Below are 16,584 nucleotides of genomic sequence, written 5' to 3' on the forward strand. Positions count from 1 at the left end.
GAAAGAATCGCACTTCTTTAACCTCAATCAGTCCGAAACCCCACCGGAATCCTGTCAAGAATTGAGGTACACGCCGATCTCTTCGAAGGAGCAGACATGGCCATGGCCGAAACCTTCACACCTCGCATCCCTGCTGTTGCACCGACACGGGCATTCGGTGCTGTGCCGACCTATGACACGCAGGCCTTTGCTGACCTGGTCGCGTGGGTCGACGGGATCGCAACACTTACTCAGCCGGATTCCGTGCACTGGGTCAGCGGCTCACCAGCAGAGAACGATGCGGTGCTGCGCGGTCTGGTTGACGAGGGGAAGCTGATCAAGCTCAACCCCGAATGGCGGCCCGGCTCATACCTGGCCCGCTCGAACCCCAGCGACGTCGCGCGCACCGAAGCGCGCACCTTCATCGCCTCCGAGCGCGAAGAGGATGCTGGTCCCACGAACAACTGGGCGGACCCGACCCAGATCCGCGAAACGATGACCGACATCTTCACCGGCTCGATGCGCGGGCGCACGATGTACGTCGTGCCGTTCTCCATGGGTGCCGTCGGCGGTCCGCTCTCGCACATCGGCGTTCAAGTCACCGACAGTGCCTACGCCGTAGCATCCATTGGCATCATGACCCGCGTCGGCGACGCGGTCACCCGTCAGATCGCTGAAGGCTCACCCTGGGTCAAGACCGTGCACTCCGTCGGTGCGCCGCTGGCACCAGGCGAGCAGGATGTCGAGTGGCCCTGCAGCGACGAGAAGTACATCGTCCACTTCCCCGACACGCTCGAGGTCTACTCCTACGGATCCGGCTACGGTGGCAACGCCATCCTCGCCAAGAAGTGCTTCGCACTGCGCATCGCCTCGGTCATCGCCCGTGATGAGGGCTGGCTGGCCGAGCACATGCTCCTCATCCGCGTGATCGACCCGAAGGGCAAGGCCTACCACGTGGCCGCGGCCTTCCCCTCGGCGTGCGGCAAGACGAACCTCGCCATGCTGCGCCCGACCATCCCCGGATGGACGGTGGAAACCCTCGGCGACGATATCGCCTGGATCCGCCCCGGCGAAGACGGCCGGATGTGGGCGATCAACCCCGAGGCTGGCTTCTTCGGCGTCGCACCGGGCACCGGCGAATCAACCAACGTCACCGCGATCGAGACCCTGTGGGGCAACACGATCTTCACCAACGTCGCACTCCGCCCGGACGGAGACGTGTGGTGGGAAGGCCTGACGGACGCCCCGCCGGCGAACCTCGTCGACTGGCAGGGAAATGACTGGACTCCCGACTCGGGTCGTCCCGCAGCACACCCGAACTCTCGATTCACCGTGGCTGCAGCTCAGTGCCCGCAGATCTCCGACGACTGGGAAGAAGCGGTTCCGCTCGACATCATCCTGTTCGGCGGTCGTCGTGCGACCAACGTCCCGCTCGTCGTCGAGGCGACGGATTGGACGCATGGCGTCTTCCTCGGCTCGACGATCTCCTCCGAGCGCACCGCCGCCGCTGAGGGGACTCTCGGGGAACTGCGCCGCGACCCATTCGCCATGCTGCCGTTCTGCGGTTACAACATGGGCGACTACTTCGCGCACTGGTTGAAGGTCGGTCGGTCGCTGCGCTTCGACCGTGCACCGCGGATCTTCCAGGTCAACTGGTTCCGTCGCGGCGCAGACGGCCGGTTCCTCTGGCCCGGTTTCGGCGATAACTCGCGCGTCGTGGACTGGATCATCCGCCGCATCAGTGGCGAGGTGGGCGCCGTCGACAGCCCGATCGGGCGTCTGCCGATCATCGACGATCTCAACCTGGACAACCTCGACATCCCCCAGCAGGATCTCGACGAGCTCTTCGCTGTTGATCCGGATGCTTGGCGGCAGGAAGCCGACTCGACAGAGGCGTTCTACGACACCTTCGGTGACAAGCTGCCGGCTGCGCTGCGCACCGAGCTCGCTTCGCTGCGCTACCGACTCGCCCAGGCCAAGTAAAGACCCGCGACGGCGGGATGGCAGGGACATACCCATGGCTGAGTGGTCCCGCCATCCTGTCGTCGCGTTAAGCCGCTCGGGGGACTAGGCCAGCAGCTGGTGCCGTGCCAGATCGCGGTACAGTGGCGTCGATTCGATGAGTTCCGTATGCGTTCCCTGCCCCACGACCTCGCCAGCCTGCAGCACGATGATCTGGTCGCTGTCGACGACGGTGGACAGCCGATGCGCGATCACGATGAGCGTGCGGTCAGCAGAGACCGCGTCGATCGCTTCGCGCATGCGCTGCTCGTTCACCCCATCGAGAGATGATGTCGACTCGTCCAAGAGCAGGATGGGGGCCTCGGTGAGGAGAGCGCGGGCGATTGCGAGGCGTTGACGCTCACCGCCGGAGAGCATCACACCATCCTCACCGACGGGTGTTTCCAGTCCCAGCGCTCCGCGATCCAGCACGTCGCCCAGGTTCACGGCACGCAGAACACGTTCGCAGTCGGCATCCGTGGCCTCCGGTGACGCCAACCGCAGATTATCGGCCAACGTGCCGGCGAGGGTCGGGGCATCCTGCTCGACGTAGCCGAAGTTCGCGCGCAGATCCGTCCGCGGATAGGTGCGGATGTCGTGACCATCGAGGCGGATTGAACCACCAGTCGGGTCGTAGAACCTCTCGATCAGCGAGAGGATCGTGCTCTTTCCTGCACCGCTCGGTCCGACGAGTGCGACGCGGGAGCCGCGTGGAACTGCGAAGGAGACGCCGCGGAGTACGTCGCGATGTTCTTCTTTCGCGAGGGCTGAATCATCCGTCTTGCTTTCGAGGTGCGCATCGACGAGGACGGTGTGCGCCTCGGTCGTGGCGGCCTCGCGGGCGGCGATGACAGCATCCGGATAACGGAAGCGCACGTCATGGAACGACAGCGCGGGGACGACTGCCCGCCCGGTGGCAGGATCAGCGGCCGCATCAGCATCGCTTGTTCGGACGGCGGCGGCGATCGCGGCATCTTCCTGGTCTTCGGTGGGAAGATCAAGCACCTCTTGGATGCGGCCGAGGGCGCCGAGCGCCTGGTTGACCGAGGTGATGGCGCCGAAGGTCGTGGCCAGCGGCATGAGCATCATAAACAGGAACATCACGAACGTGATGAGCGAGGCCACGGTGATAGCGCCCGCGGCAACGCGGAATCCTCCCACACCGAGCACGGCGAGCAGGGACAGCTGCAGTGCGACACCGGAGATCGGCACGACCAGAGCGGACACCTTGGCAATCTTCACACCGAAACCGTACGCCTCGCCGGCCAGGTGTGAGACCGACGTCGTCTCGCGTTCGGTGGCACCGGATGCGCGCACGGTGCGAATGGAACCGACGGCGCGTTCGACCGCCGAGGCGAGCTCGCCGACCTTCACCTGCTGCGCGGTGGAGGCGGTGCGGATTCGGCCGCTGAGCATGACCACCACGGCCAGCGAGAGCCCCACGACGGCGACGATGATGAGCAGCAGGATCGGATCGATGATCAGCATGGCGATCAGAGCGCCGAGGAACAGGATCGCGCTGCCGACGGCATCTGCAAGTCCTTGCGTGAGTACGGCATACAGCAGCGTCGTGTCGGTCCCGACGCGCGAGACGAGATCGCCGGTGCGGCGCGCGTCGAACTCGCGGATCGGCAGGTGCAGGATGCGGGCGATGAGCTGACGGCGACTGGAATGCACGACGGCTGTTCCGGTGCGCTGCAGCAGATAGTGCTGGTAGCCGGAGATGACGGATGACACGATCACGAAGCCGACCAGCAGCCAGACGAGCACTCCCAGCGTCTGATTGGACTGCACCGCGACGATGACCTGTCCGACCAGCAACGGCTGGGCGAGCGAGGTGGCCGCTCCGAACACACTGAGGATCGCGACGACGATCAGCGTGCGCTTGTGCTCGAACAGGAAGGGGAGAAGCTGGCGGAACGTGGCGCGCGGGCCGTCCTGCGGTGCGCCGCGTCCGCGTCGGCGGCTGGTCGCCGTGCGAGACATACGAGACCTCGATCTGAGTAAGGGGTTACCTACGACCGTACTTCCTATGTGCGGCCTGTTTTGTCACTCCGAGCGCGCTGGCGATCGCCTGCCATGAATATCCGGCCAGTCGCGCACGCCGCACCTGTGTCTCTTCGGTGCGGGCGATCTCACTGCGGATCCCGGCGAGTCGGTGCAGTTCAGCGATCGGCTCGCCATCCGGTTCGAGGCTTTGTGCGGTGCGAATAGTCATAACGTCAATATATGTTGACGATTCGGGTTCGTCAAGCAATGTTGACGCCTGGTCATGCGAGAGAATCAGTGGATGCTGACTGTGCCCAAGCTTGTTCCCGGCGACCGTGTCGCCATCCTTTCGCCCGCGTTTGCCGCGCCAGCGGTGGCTCCGGAGATCCATGAGCAGGCGCTGCGGCGACTGACTGAGCTGACCGGGCTCATCCCGGTCGAGTATCCGACCACCCGTCAGCTCGACGCGTCACCAGAAGCCCGGGCGGAGGATGTCAACGCGGCCTTCGCGGATCCCAGCATCCGAGCGATCCTTGCCACCATCGGCGGCGACGATCAGACCCTTGTCGTTCCGCACCTCGACGCGACGCTCGCGCAGGCCGACCCGAAGCCGTTCATCGGTTACAGCGATAACACCAACATTCTGAACTGGCTCTGGGGCATCGGCATCCCGGGGTTCTATGGCGGGTCAACGGCGGTACACCTCGGGCCCGGCCCCGCCGTGGATGACGTTCATCTGCGCTCTTTACGCGCGGCTCTGTTGGGTGGTGGGGAGCTTGAGCTCACCGAGCCGGGGGAGTCCGAGGATGTCGGCAAGCGCTGGGAAGATCCGCTCGCCCTCACAGAGTTCGGTGATCGCGTGCCTACAGAAGCGTGGAGCTGGGCGGGCCCTGCCGTGCGCATATCCGGGCGCACCTGGGGCGGTTGCCTGGAATCGATCGATGAACTGGCCCTCGCAGACCGACTGCCCGCACTGTCGGCGCTTGAGGGTACGATCCTGATCGCCGAGACGAGCGAAGAGCGTCCCTCGGCCGAATGGGTGGGGCGCTGGTTGCGCGGCTTGGGGGAGCGCGGTCTCCTCGCGGCGGTCTCAGGGGTCGTCTTCGCGCGTCCGCCGGTCAGCGATTTCGAGTTCCACCCTTCGCCGGATGAGGCACAGGCGCTGCGGGATGCGCAGCGCGACGTCGTGATCGAAACCGTCGCCCATTACAACGCGGATGCTGTGGTCTGTGTTGGTGTGCCATTCGGGCACACCAGGCCGCAGTGGATCGTTCCCTATGGCGGAACCATCACGCTGGACGGCGCTGCACAGCGGGTGCTCGCCAGCTACTGATACTTCGAATATAATTTCGATAGTACGCAAGTATGCCCTTGTTGGATTAGAAGATAGATGCCATACTTGACCTATGGCAGATATCTCTCCCATCGAAGTTGAGTTCCAGCGCGTATCCGCGTTGCGGGACGAATGGACCACGCTCGGAACCGAAGTCTCGCGGCTCGAGGCTCGGCGCGCCGAGATCATGGGCGAGCGGTTCGCGATGCTGCGCGAGAAGCTGCCTCCGGGTGCCTTCGACCATGACGTGGCATTCCGTTCGATGGCCGCCGAGTTCGCGGCGGCGGCGAATATGTCGCAGGGGACGGTAGAAGGCGACTTCTGCCGAGCAGACACTCTGAGGCGAGAGCTCCCCGAAATCGCGAAGGCGTACGCGGCAGGGCTGATCAGCAAGCGACACGTCGATGTCATCATTCCGCCGACAATCGGGCTGCCGTATGGCGATGCAGATGCCTACGCGCAGTATCAGGCGCGCATACTCGAGTTCGCCGTCGGCGAGACCCCGGCCCGCACCGGAGCGCACGCCAAAGCACTTGTCGCAGCAATCGCTCCCGCCAGTGTCAGCGAAAGACACCGCAGCGCACGCGAGACGAGAAACGCGCAGTTCCACTCTCTCAGCGACGGTATGGGCCAGCTTGTCATCACGACGCCCGAAGTGCTGGGCAGAGCCGCCTTGGATCGTGCCACAGCCATGGCCAAAGTGGTCTTCGAACAGAACAAGAATGACACCTCTCCCGATGCCGACAGGCGAACGATGGGCCAGATCCGCGCAGATATCATCATGGATCTCCTCCTGGCGGGAAAGGCCGAATCAGTAACGGGCACGGCAGCCGAATCGATCAAGGCGACCGTGCAGATCACGCTCACCGCGAGCACCCTCACCGGTGACGACGAGCGGATGGCTGAGCTCGACGGCTCTGGGCCGGTTCTCCCCGACCTGGCTCGAGACTTCGCCAGCAGAGCGACATCCTGGTCCCGCCTGTTCCTCGATCCGGAGGGGATGGCCGTTTCCACTGACAATTACGTGCCAACAGCCTCGATGAAGCGATTTTTACGGGCGAGAGATCGACACTGCCGCTTCCCCGGATGCCGGATGCCCGTACACCGCTGCGAGATCGATCACAATCATGACCACGCCAAGGGCGGAGCAACCGAGATCTGCAACCTTTCGCACTTCTGCAAAGGGCATCACACGCTCAAGCATCCGGATCTCGACGAACGATATCGATGGTCTGCCACCCAGCTTCCCGGTGGGGCGATCGCATGGACGAGCCCAACGGGCGCCACGTATATCGACGAACCGCCGCCTCGCGTGATGTTCGTCTGACCGAAGTGGCGTCAGCCCAAGCTGACGCGTCCGCGCAGTTCCCCGATCGAGCTCACACCAGTGAGCTGCATCGTGCGCACCGCTTCCGCGCGCATGATCTCCAGCATCCGATCGACGCCGCGCTCGCCGCCAGCCATCAAGCCGTACAGGTACGCCCGGCCCACCATGCACGCGTCGGCGCCGAGACCGACGGCTGCAAGCACGTCCGCTCCCGACAGGATGCCGGTATCCAAGAAGACCTGTGCCTGGCCATCCACAGCAGCGGCGACCTCGGGTAGGAGTCGCAGGGGAGTAGGTGCGCGGTCGAGCTGCCGGCCGCCGTGATTCGAGACGACCAGTGCGTCAGCGCCAGCATCCACCACCTGCCGGGCATCCTCAACAGACTGGATGCCCTTCACGACGAGCTTGCCCTCCCACTGTTCGCGCAGCCACGCGAGATCTGTGAAGCTCAGCGTCGGATCGAACATCTTCGCCACGAGCTCTGCGACCGTGCCATCGAAGGAACGCAGGCTCGCGAACTCGATCGGGTCGGTCGTGAGCACATTGATCCACCAGTTCGGATGCAGGGCGAAGTCCCACATCGTCTTCACATTCAGAGCAGGCGGAATCGTCAAGCCGTTGCGGGTGTCCCGCAGCCGGTTGCCGGCAACCGGCGTATCGACGGTCAGCACGAGGGTGTCAAAACCGGAGGACCGTGCCTCATCGATCAGCCGCAGCGTTCCCTCGCGGTCCTTCCACAGGTACAGCTGGAACCAGTTGTCTCCTGGTGCCTCGTCCTGCAGGGCACGCGGTGACGTCGTGCCCATCGTCGAGAGGCTGTATGGAACTCCGGCCCGCGCCGCAGCACGTGAGACCGCGATCTCGCCCTCATGATGCATCATCCGGGTGAATCCGGTGGGCGCCATGATCAACGGGAAAGAGGCCGGACGCCCCAGAATCATCGTGGACGTGTCCACGGCGCCGACGTCGCGCAGGACGCGGGGCGAGAACTCCACCGAGGAGAATGCCGAGCGCGCCCGGCGCAGGCTGAGCTCGTCCTCCGCTGCCCCGTGCACATAGTCGAACACGGAGCGCGGCGTCGTGCGCCGAGCTACCTGCGCCAGATCCTTCACCGTCAACGCTGCGCGCAGCCGTCGCTCGACGGGATCGAGCACAGGACGACGGAATCCGAGCAGCGGAGCTACGGCTGACCAGGTGGGGATGCGGCGCCGGATGCGCCGGCGGGAGACACTCACGCGGTTGTGCCTCCGGTACCCAAGTACGCCTGGATGATGTCGTCATCGGCGAGCAGATCGGATGCCGCACCCGAGCGCACGACTGAGCCGTTCTGCAGGATGTGTCCCTCGTCCGCTGCCTGCAGCGCACGACGAGCGTTCTGCTCCACCAGGAGCACCGTGGCGCCGGTGGCACGAATCTCAGAGATCACCTCGAACACGCCGTCGACGATCTTCGGAGCCAGCCCCATGGACGGCTCATCCATCAGCACCAGACGCGGTTGCGCGAGCATGGCCCGGGCGATGGCGAGCATCTGCTGCTCGCCGCCCGACAGTGAACCCGCTGCCAGCGACCGACGCTCACCGAGCACCGGGAACCGCTGATACATCTCGTCGATCGCGGATCCGGCACGTCGCCCCTGTGAGCGGGCACCCATCCGCAGGTTCTCGGCGATGGTCATGGTCGCCAGAATCTGACGGCCCTCCGGCACCTGGACGAGGCCCCGAGGAACCAGCTTGTGCGAACGGGTGCGGGTGATGTCTGCACCGTCGTAGGTGATCGTTCCCGAAGCCGGACGCACGATGCCCGAGATCGCATTGATGATCGATGACTTGCCGGCGCCGTTGGCTCCGACCAGCGTCACGAGTGCTCCCGGGGCGACATCGAAGGAGACGCTGCGGACGGCCTCTACGCGTCCGTACGAGACCACGAGGTCCTTCACGCTGAGCAGTGGTTCAGACATGGTCATCGGCCTCCGTATCCGCGCTGTCGGCCGAGCCGAGGTACGCCTCGATCACCCGTTCATCGGCTGCGATCTCATCGGGTGTGCCATCGGCGAGCACCTCACCGAAGTTCAGCACGATGATGTGGTCGCACGTGCCCAGCACCATGCCGACGTTGTGTTCGATGAAGATGATGGTCAGGCCATCCGACGCCAGCGAACGGATGAGCTCCGACAAGCCCTCGGCCTCGACGTGGTTCATACCGGCGGCCGGTTCATCGAGGATCAGCAGGGAAGGATCGGCGGCAAGGGCCCGCGCGATCTCCAGTCGACGCTGGTCGCCGTACGACAGCGCGGTGGCCGTGACATCCGCCTTGTCGAGCAGACCGACCCGGCGCAGGCAGCGCGCGGCGTGCTCCAGCGCGAGACGCTCGTCGCGTCGCGCCGAGGGCAGCCAGATCAGTCGACGCAGGAACGTGGGCTTCGCGACCAGGTGGGCGCCGATGAGGACGTTCTCCAAAGCGGTGAGGCGGTTGAAGAGCTTCGAATGCTGGAAGGTGCGGGTCACACCCGCTGCCGCGAACTTGTGCACCGGGGTCTTGCCGATCTGCACGCCAAGCACCGTCGCTGATCCGCCCGACGGCGGGATCAGGCCACTGAGCATGTTGACCAGCGTGGTCTTGCCGGCGCCGTTGGGTCCGATGAGGCCGACGACCTCGCCGCTTCGGATGGTCAGATCGACGCCGCGCACAGCGTGTACGCCGCCGTATTCCTTCGAGAGACCCTTCAACTCGGCGATGACTTCACCCGCGGCGGGGTGGCTGCGGCCGGTTGCCGGAGCATCCATGTCGAGAGCGCTGATATCGATGCGCTGCTTGCGACGCGGGATCAGGCTCGCGATGCCGCCGGGCAGGTACAGGATGACGATGAGCAGCAGCAGCCCGGATAGGAACGGGCGGATCCAGCCCGCTTCGATCCCGATGAGGCGTTGGATCTCCGGAAGCATGGTCTGGAAGCCGCTGCCGAGGATCGGTCCGAAGAAGTTCGCCGTTCCGCCGACCACCGCGGTGACCAGACCATCGATGGCCGTTTCGAACGCGAAGTCCTCCGGTGCGATCAGGCGCATGTAATACGCCCACATCACGCCGTAGAGCCCGGCGAGCACACCGGCCGAGACGAATGCGGTCAGGCGGTGCCCGCCGACGTTGATGCCGATGGAACGCGCGGCGAGTTCGTCCTCGCGGATCGCCTCCAGCGCCCGGCCGTAGCGTGAGCGGGTCTGACGCCAGAACCAGTAAGCGACGATGATCAGCACGACCCAGGCGATGACCGGGGTCATGATCTTCGGCACGGACATGCCCTGCGCACCGCCGGTCCATTCGGCGTTGAGGATGAAGATGCGCATCGCCTCGGCGAATCCGAGGGTCGCGATGGCGAGGAACACCCCGCGCAGCTTCATCGTCGGAAGACCGAGGATGACAGCGGCGAGAGCGCCCACCACCATGCCAACGAACATCGCGAACAGCAGGGTGGGGAGCGGGCCCCACTCGGTCGGAGCGGGGGCGATGCTGGCTGCGACGAATGCGGACAGTCCAGCGAATCCGGCCTGAGCAAGGCTCAGCTGGCCGGCGACGAGAACCGCGTAGAACGAGAACGCGAAGACGCCGTTCATCGCGATGAAGACGAGAGTCGACTCCGTGAAGAACATCAGACTTCCCGCACCTTCCGCTTACCGAACAGTCCCTGTGGTCGCAGCAGCAGAATCAGGAACAGCAGAGCGAACGCGATCAGATCACGCCAGCTCGATCCGACGTACTGGATCGTGAAGACCTCGGCGATACCGAGGATCAGCCCGCCGATCAACGCGCCGGGAAGAGAGCCCATACCGCCGACGATGATGACGGCGAGCCCTTTGAGCTCGATCGCGGTTCCCATGCCGAGCTGGGCGCTATTGACGTTCAGAGCGAACAACACACCCGCAACAGCGCCGAGCGCCGTCGATATCGCGAAGGTGAGGGAGGTTACCCGGTCGACATTCACGCCGAGAACGCGGGCGGCGGTGGGGTTCTCCGCCACCGCCCGCATCGAGCGTCCCAGTGACGATCGCTTCACCAAAATGGTGAGGGCGATCATCAGTCCCAGCGAGATCGCGAGGATTGCCAGCTGCAGATAGCTTGCTGTCACCCCGCCGATCTGAAGGGACTCATCAGATACCGTCCCCGCCGGGAAGCGGCGGGTGTTCGGTCCGAAGAATGCCTGCAGCAGTGCGATCACCATGCCGCCGAGCGCGATGGACGAGATCAGACCCGCGAAGTGCGCGTCTGGTCGGTCCCGCAACGGGCGAAAGGCGATGCGTTCGATGAGCAGACCCAGGATGCCTCCGAAGAGGAACACCAGGATCAGCACAACGCCGATCGGAAGATCGTAGGCCTCGGTGAGCCAGATTCCGACGAATGCCGAAGCGGCGAACGCCGAGGGATGAGCCAGGTTCAGCCGATCCAGGATGCCGAATACCAGGGTGAACCCGATAGCGAACAGCGCATAGATCGAACCGAGAAACAGGCCATTGAGCAACTGCTGCATGGTGTGTCCTCAGGGAGGGAGACGGTTAGTTCATCACGGCGAAGGAGCCGTCCTTGACGATCTGCACCACTGCCGGGTGCTCAGCGTCACGGTCAGCGTTGATTGTCAGCGAGCCCAGCGGGGTCGCCAGATCCTTCACCTGGGTGAGGCCATCCTGGACATCGGTGCGCTCGCCCGAGCAGTTCACGCGAACCGCGTGGTCGATGACCAGCAGACCGGTGTATGCCTGTGCAGCGAACTGGTCAGGCGCCGAGCCGAACTTCTCCTCGAACGCCGCCATGAACTCGGTGTTCTCGGGGCTGTCAGAAGCAGAGTTCCAGGCAGCGCCGACGATGACGTCCTCAGCGGCTTCGCCAGCATCCGCCATCAGCTGCGGGTTGTTGAACCCGTTGCCGCCGATGATGGGCTGGTCGATGCCGAGCTCGCGGGCCTGGGTGACGAGCGGGATTGCCGCCTCGATGAGCGCGGAGACGACGATCGCGTCGGGCTGGAGTTCCTTGGCGGCCGTCAGCAGGCTGCGGAAGTCAGTGTCGCTGACCGAGAAGGTCAGTGTGTCGAGGATCTCAACGCCGGAGTCCTCGAGAGAGGATGCCATGACCTCGTACCCGGACTCGGTGAAGGCGTCATCGTTGCTGTACATGACGACGACCTTCTCCAGGCCGAGCTTCTCGGTGGCGGCCTGGATCGTCTGCGGGATGACCTGGCCCTCGGTGAGCGAGTCGCGGAAGATGAAGTCGCCCTGCGCGGTGATGCCCTCTGCCGTGTTGGAGATGGCGACGACCGGAAGGCCCGCTTCCTGCGCGACCGGCTGTGCCTGGAAAGCGGTGTTGGAGAGGGTAGGTCCGATGACGGCGCTGGTGCCGTTGGCAGCGAAGCCCTCGAACACGGAAATCGCCTGGCGCGGGTCGGTGCCGTCGTCTTCGATGGTCAGGTCGTACTCGACGCCGTCTTCAGCATTAAGGTGCTCAAGCGCGAGCTCGAGGCCCTTCTGCTGCGACTCGCCGTAGCTGGCAGCACCACCGGTCAGGCTGAGCGCCGCGCCGACGGGAACGGTCGCGTCGATGACACAGCTGTCACCGCTGCCGGAACCCTTCAGAGCGCCGGCTTCTCCGCCGGACTCGCCGCCGCCGCTGGCTGCGCAGCCAGTGAGGACGAGGGCGGAAGCAGACAGGACGACAGCAGTGCGAAGCAAGTAGCGCATGTGATTCTCCGATCGTGAGGCAGGGTGGATAAGCCGCGGATCGGTTCCGCCGGTGCAGGGGTATGGCGGAGCTTCTCAGGGGTTGCAGCGCCTCAGCCTCTGTGATGGGCGCGCGTTTACGGCAACGGATCGATTATAGGCAAGATCACAGCTTGTTGTCATGACAAGCAGCCCGGCGAGTCACCAGAGGACGGCGATACCGGCGTTGACGAGCGTCAGGATGCCCACGAGCCAGAAGACGGCCGGTGCGACGCTGCCGGTCTTGCGCTGCTTCGATGTACCGATGCCCAACAGTGCGCCGATGATCAGCAGAACCACGAGCTTGGTGCCGATCTTTGCGTAGTTCATGTCACCCTCGATGCCCCACGGGGCTGCAAGAGCGAGACCTGCAACAGCAGCGATCGCCATTCCGATGCTCATCAGGCGGGTGAACTCGCGCTTCCCGCCGAAGGCCTGCACAGCCCACGATCCGAAGAGCGTGGCAAAGCCGATGAGGTGAATGAATACGACGACGTGGCGCAGGGTCTCCATGTCCTCACAGTAGGCCGACACCGAAGAAAGTGCCAGATAGGCGACCCTCAGTCGCGCAGCTGCTTGATGAGCAGCGCCGTACGCAGTGCAGCATCCGCCGCTTCGGCGCCCTTATCTTCCTTCGAGCCGGCGAGACCCGCGCGATCGATGCCCTGCTGTTCGTCGTCGAGGGTCAGCACACCGAAGCCGATCGGCTTTCCGGCATCCAGCGACACCCGGGTGAGCCCATCGGTCGTCGCAGCAGACACGTATTCGAAGTGCGGTGTGCCGCCTCGGATGATGACACCGAGAGCGACCACAGCATCCGCACCGCCGGCGAACGCAGCCTGCGCTGCGACCGCGAGCTCGAACGATCCGGGCACGCGTACGACCTCATAAGAGGCACCGGATGCCGTGAGCACCCGCTCGGATCCGGCGATCAGACCGTCCGTGATGGTGTCGTGCCAGGTGCCGGCGATCACGACGACGCGGAGTCCGGCGCCGTCGATCTTCTCGGTTCCTGTCGAAGGGGCTCCTGCGCCGCTCATACGTTGTCCTTTCCCTGGGCAAGGGCTTCGGCCAGCTCGGCTGCGCCGAGGATATGACCCATGCGATCGCGCTTGGTTTCGAGGTACTGATGGTTGTTGACGCCGACGCCAACGATCAGCGGAACCTGTTCGATGACATCGAGGCCGAGCTCGCGCAGCTTGGTGACCTTGTCGGTGTTGTTCGTCAGCAGGCGCACCTTCGAGACGCCGAGATCGCTGAGGATGCCGGCCGCTGAGGCGTACTCGCGGGCATCTGCCGGAAGGCCCAGAGCGAGGTTCGCGTCGACCGTGTCGAGCCCCTCCTCTTGCAGGCTGTAAGCACGCAGCTTGTTGATCAGCCCGATGCCGCGTCCCTCGTGCCCGCGCATGTAGATGACGACGCCACCCTGGCGTTCGATTGCCTCAAGCGAGGCGTCCAGCTGCGGACCGCACTCGCACTTCAGTGACCCGAAAGCCTCGCCGGTCAGGCATTCGGAGTGCACGCGCACGAGCGCAGTCTCGTCGAGTTCGCCCGAAACGACGGCGATGTGGTCCGTGCCGGTGACGCGATCCTTGTAGGCGAGAAAACGGAATGTGCCGTGCGAGGTGGGCACCGTGGCATCCGCTCGCAGACTCACTCGGCGCCGACCTGCGTGCGATGACGTCACTGGCGCGTCCAGCGGGTCGGTCTCATTCAGGTGGGCGATGAGCTGTTCGATCGTGATCACCGGGATCTCGTACTGCTTGCCGAGTTCCTTGAGGCCAGGAAGACGCATCATGCTGCCGTCTTCGTCGACGACCTCGGCGATCGCGCCGACGGGCTCCAGGCCTGCCAGTCGCATCAGATCGACCGCGGCTTCCGTGTGGCCACCGCGTTCACGTACGCCGCCGTCGACAGCGCGTAGCGGCAGCACATGTCCTGGGCGGATGACGCTCGTCGCTGTCGACTGCGGGTTCGCCAGCACGTTGAGGGTGTGTGCGCGGTCGGAGGCGCTGATGCCGGTCGTCACGCCTTCTGCGGCATCCACGCTGACCGTGTATGCGGTGGAGCGGGCATCCTCATTGGCTTCGACCATGGGAGGCAGGTTGAGGGTGTCGGCGAGATCTGCGGGCATGGGTGCGCAGATGAAACCGGATGACCAGCGCACTGTCCAGGCGACCCACTCGGGGGTGGCGAGCTCTGCGGAGAGGATGACGTCACCCTCGTTCTCACGGTTCTCGTCGTCGGCGACGATGACGGGACGCCCTGCGCGCAGAGACGTGAGAGCTTCTTCGATGGTGGCAAGGCTCATCGCGAGCCTCCTTCCGAGACAGCCCGGAACGCGAGGAGGCGTTCAACATGGCGGGCGAGGATGTCAGTTTCGAGATTGACGCGGTCGCCGACGGCGCGGGTTCCGAGCGTGGTGGCGGTGAGGGTTTCCGGGATGAGCGAGATTTCGAACCAGTGCGACGCGGTCAGTGAAGGGTCTGACACCGCACTCACCGTGAGGGATGTGCCATCCACCGAGATCGAACCCTTGTCGACGACCAGCGGTGCAAGCTCGGCCGGCAGCGAGACACGCAGAACGCTCCATTCGACGCCAGGACGCACCTCCAGAACTTCGCCCGTGCCGTCGACATGTCCCTGGACGATATGGCCGCCGAGACGTGCACCGACGGGCATCGCCTTTTCAACGTTGACGCTGGTGCCGACGGATACTGTCGCAAGCGCCGATACGTCGAGCGTCTGCTTCATCACATCCGCGGCGAAGGAGTCTGAGGTCGACTCGACCACGGTGAGGCAGACGCCGGAGACCGCGATCGACTCGCCGTGCACAGCATCCTGAACAGCGCGCGGCGCTCGCACTGTCAACCGCCAGCCGTCACCAGACGGGGCGATGGCAGTGATCTCGCCGATCTCTTCGATGATTCCGGTGAACATCAGCGGACTCCCTTGCTCTGCGGTTCTGGGGCGGTCGGGTGCGCGATCGCCAAGAGATCGGCGCCGAGCGGCACCCACTCGTCGATCGTCAGACGGCGGGCGGCATCGATCGTCGGCACGCCGATGTCAGTCAGCGCCAGGCGATCGCCACCCAGCAGGACCGGGGCGATGTAGGCGAGCACACGATCAGCGAGGCCAGCGGCGATGAACGCGCTAGCCAGCGTCGGGCCGCCCTCGATGAACACGCTCTGGATGCCGCGAGCATGCAGGTCGCGGACCACGACGTGCAGATCGCGGGTGCTGAAGAAGAGTGGATCGTGCGGGTGGCGGTGCACGGCAGCATCCGGTGGTGTCGCGCGGGACCCGATGACGACGGGGATCGGCTGATGCGCGTACAGGGTGTCGCCGTCACGTGCGGTGAGGGCCGGATCATCGGCGAGCACGGTGCCGGTGCCGACCACGATCGCGTCGGCCTCGGCCCGGCGGCGGTGCACATCGGCGCGTGCATCCGGGCCCGTGATCCACTGACTGGTGCCATCGGTCGCAGCCGCGCGTCCGTCCAGGCTCTGCGCCCATTTCACGGTGATGTGCGGGCGGCCCGCACGCTGAGCGGTCAACCAATCGGAGATCACCGCGCGGGCGGCGTCTGTCTGTTCGCCGGAATCAACATCCACACCGGCATCGCGCAACCTGTCGGCGCCGCCACCGGATGTGGCACCGGGATCATCCAGCGCGTAGACGACGCGGCTGATCCCTGCTTCGATGAGCGCCAGGGCGCAGGGGCCGGTGCGGCCGGTGTGGTTGCAGGGTTCGAGGGTGACGACGGCGGTTGCGCCGCGAGCCGCACCGGGCGGCAACTGCGACAGCGCGTCGACTTCGGCGTGCGGAGTGCCGGCACCACGGTGCCGGCCTTCGGCGATGATGTCGCCGGCGGGGGAGAGGATCACAGCCCCGACCTGCGGGTTGATCCCGCGGGGTCCGAGGGCGGCGAGCTCAAGCGCACGCGTCATCGCGCGGCGCTCTGCGTCGTTCACTGCCATCCGTCGTCCTTCGGTTTTCCTCCGGGGATGATAGACGGCGCGCTCTCGCGCATCGTGCTGCCTCCCTTCCGGACTAGCGAGATTTCTCTCGCATCACCGTCGGTCCCGGAATTCCACCGGATCGGCATCTGAATATCTCAGACACTCGCGGACTGTCACCGCCGGTTCGGATTCACACCGACCCCGGAGCACGTTGATGCTCAGTGTACTCAACGCGTGGACGCACATTTCATTCCG

General features: G+C 65.0%; 15 protein-coding genes and 1 riboswitch. Of the genes, 3 read left to right on the forward strand and 12 right to left on the reverse strand.

Annotation, left to right across the window (positions count from 1 at the left end):
* Positions 1-96 precede the first annotated feature (96 nt).
* On the forward strand, positions 97-1,962 hold the full coding sequence (locus ACSS7Z_RS04515) for a phosphoenolpyruvate carboxykinase (GTP) (RefSeq protein WP_438253292.1): 1,866 nt from the start codon (positions 97-99) through the stop codon (positions 1,960-1,962).
* Between the two features lie 84 nt (positions 1,963-2,046).
* Here the strand turns inward: ACSS7Z_RS04515 and ACSS7Z_RS04520 are convergent, their stop codons facing one another.
* Together ACSS7Z_RS04520 and ACSS7Z_RS04525 are read right to left on the reverse strand one after the other, a co-directional pair.
* A complete protein-coding gene (locus ACSS7Z_RS04520) occupies positions 2,047-3,966 on the reverse strand; it encodes an ABC transporter ATP-binding protein (RefSeq protein ID WP_438253293.1) in 1,920 nt (639 codons plus the stop codon).
* Positions 3,967-3,991: 25 nt separating this feature from the next.
* A complete protein-coding gene (locus ACSS7Z_RS04525; RefSeq protein WP_438253294.1) occupies positions 3,992-4,198 on the reverse strand; it encodes an AsnC family protein in 207 nt (68 codons plus the stop codon).
* Between the two features lie 72 nt (positions 4,199-4,270).
* Between ACSS7Z_RS04525 and ACSS7Z_RS04530 the strand changes: the two genes are divergently transcribed.
* Entirely contained in the window at positions 4,271-5,302 is a 1,032-nt protein-coding gene (locus ACSS7Z_RS04530) for a S66 family peptidase (RefSeq protein ID WP_438253295.1), read from the forward strand.
* A gap of 73 nt (positions 5,303-5,375) precedes the next feature.
* Positions 5,376-6,629 (forward strand): HNH endonuclease signature motif containing protein, encoded by a 1,254-nt coding sequence (locus tag ACSS7Z_RS04535; RefSeq protein ID WP_438253296.1) that lies wholly within the window; start codon positions 5,376-5,378, stop codon positions 6,627-6,629.
* A gap of 11 nt (positions 6,630-6,640) precedes the next feature.
* Here the strand turns inward: ACSS7Z_RS04535 and ACSS7Z_RS04540 are convergent, their stop codons facing one another.
* From ACSS7Z_RS04540 to ribD, 10 genes are all read right to left on the reverse strand, one after another.
* A complete protein-coding gene (locus tag ACSS7Z_RS04540) occupies positions 6,641-7,864 on the reverse strand; it encodes an alpha-hydroxy acid oxidase (RefSeq protein ID WP_438253297.1) in 1,224 nt (407 codons plus the stop codon).
* A complete protein-coding gene (locus tag ACSS7Z_RS04545) occupies positions 7,861-8,592 on the reverse strand; it encodes an ABC transporter ATP-binding protein (RefSeq protein WP_438253298.1) in 732 nt (243 codons plus the stop codon). Before ACSS7Z_RS04545 ends, ACSS7Z_RS04540 begins: the two co-directional genes overlap by 4 nt.
* Complete coding sequence (locus ACSS7Z_RS04550) at positions 8,579-10,273, reverse strand: branched-chain amino acid ABC transporter ATP-binding protein/permease (protein WP_438253299.1); 1,695 nt, start codon at positions 10,271-10,273, stop codon at positions 8,579-8,581. Before ACSS7Z_RS04550 ends, ACSS7Z_RS04545 begins: the two co-directional genes overlap by 14 nt.
* On the reverse strand, positions 10,273-11,148 hold the full coding sequence (locus ACSS7Z_RS04555; protein ID WP_438253300.1) for a branched-chain amino acid ABC transporter permease: 876 nt from the start codon (positions 11,146-11,148) through the stop codon (positions 10,273-10,275). The genes ACSS7Z_RS04550 and ACSS7Z_RS04555 overlap by 1 nt, the downstream gene beginning before the upstream one ends.
* A gap of 25 nt (positions 11,149-11,173) precedes the next feature.
* Positions 11,174-12,349, reverse strand: a complete 1,176-nt coding sequence (locus ACSS7Z_RS04560; RefSeq protein ID WP_438253301.1) for an ABC transporter substrate-binding protein — start codon at positions 12,347-12,349, stop codon at positions 11,174-11,176.
* A gap of 180 nt (positions 12,350-12,529) precedes the next feature.
* Positions 12,530-12,880 (reverse strand): Fe-S protein, encoded by a 351-nt coding sequence (locus tag ACSS7Z_RS04565; protein ID WP_438253302.1) that lies wholly within the window; start codon positions 12,878-12,880, stop codon positions 12,530-12,532.
* 47 nt (positions 12,881-12,927) lie between these two features.
* Positions 12,928-13,407 carry a 6,7-dimethyl-8-ribityllumazine synthase gene (gene ribH / locus ACSS7Z_RS04570; RefSeq protein WP_438253303.1) on the reverse strand — a complete coding sequence of 160 codons (480 nt, stop codon included), beginning with the start codon at positions 13,405-13,407 and terminating at the stop codon, positions 12,928-12,930.
* A complete protein-coding gene (gene ribA, locus ACSS7Z_RS04575) occupies positions 13,404-14,678 on the reverse strand; it encodes a GTP cyclohydrolase II (RefSeq protein WP_438253304.1) in 1,275 nt (424 codons plus the stop codon). Before ribA ends, ribH begins: the two co-directional genes overlap by 4 nt.
* Positions 14,675-15,307: a riboflavin synthase gene (locus tag ACSS7Z_RS04580; protein WP_438253305.1), complete on the reverse strand. Its 633-nt coding sequence runs from the start codon at positions 15,305-15,307 to the stop codon at positions 14,675-14,677. Before ACSS7Z_RS04580 ends, ribA begins: the two co-directional genes overlap by 4 nt.
* Positions 15,307-16,347, reverse strand: coding sequence for a bifunctional diaminohydroxyphosphoribosylaminopyrimidine deaminase/5-amino-6-(5-phosphoribosylamino)uracil reductase RibD (ribD, locus tag ACSS7Z_RS04585; RefSeq protein ID WP_438253306.1), 1,041 nt, complete (start codon positions 16,345-16,347; stop codon positions 15,307-15,309). Before ribD ends, ACSS7Z_RS04580 begins: the two co-directional genes overlap by 1 nt.
* A 51-nt stretch (positions 16,348-16,398) precedes the next feature.
* Positions 16,399-16,542: riboswitch (FMN riboswitch) on the reverse strand.
* Between the last annotated feature and the right edge of the window lie 42 nt (positions 16,543-16,584).

The sequence above is a fragment of the Microbacterium wangyouchuni genome, from assembly GCF_051546305.1.
Classification (GTDB): Bacteria; Actinomycetota; Actinomycetes; order Actinomycetales; family Microbacteriaceae; genus Microbacterium.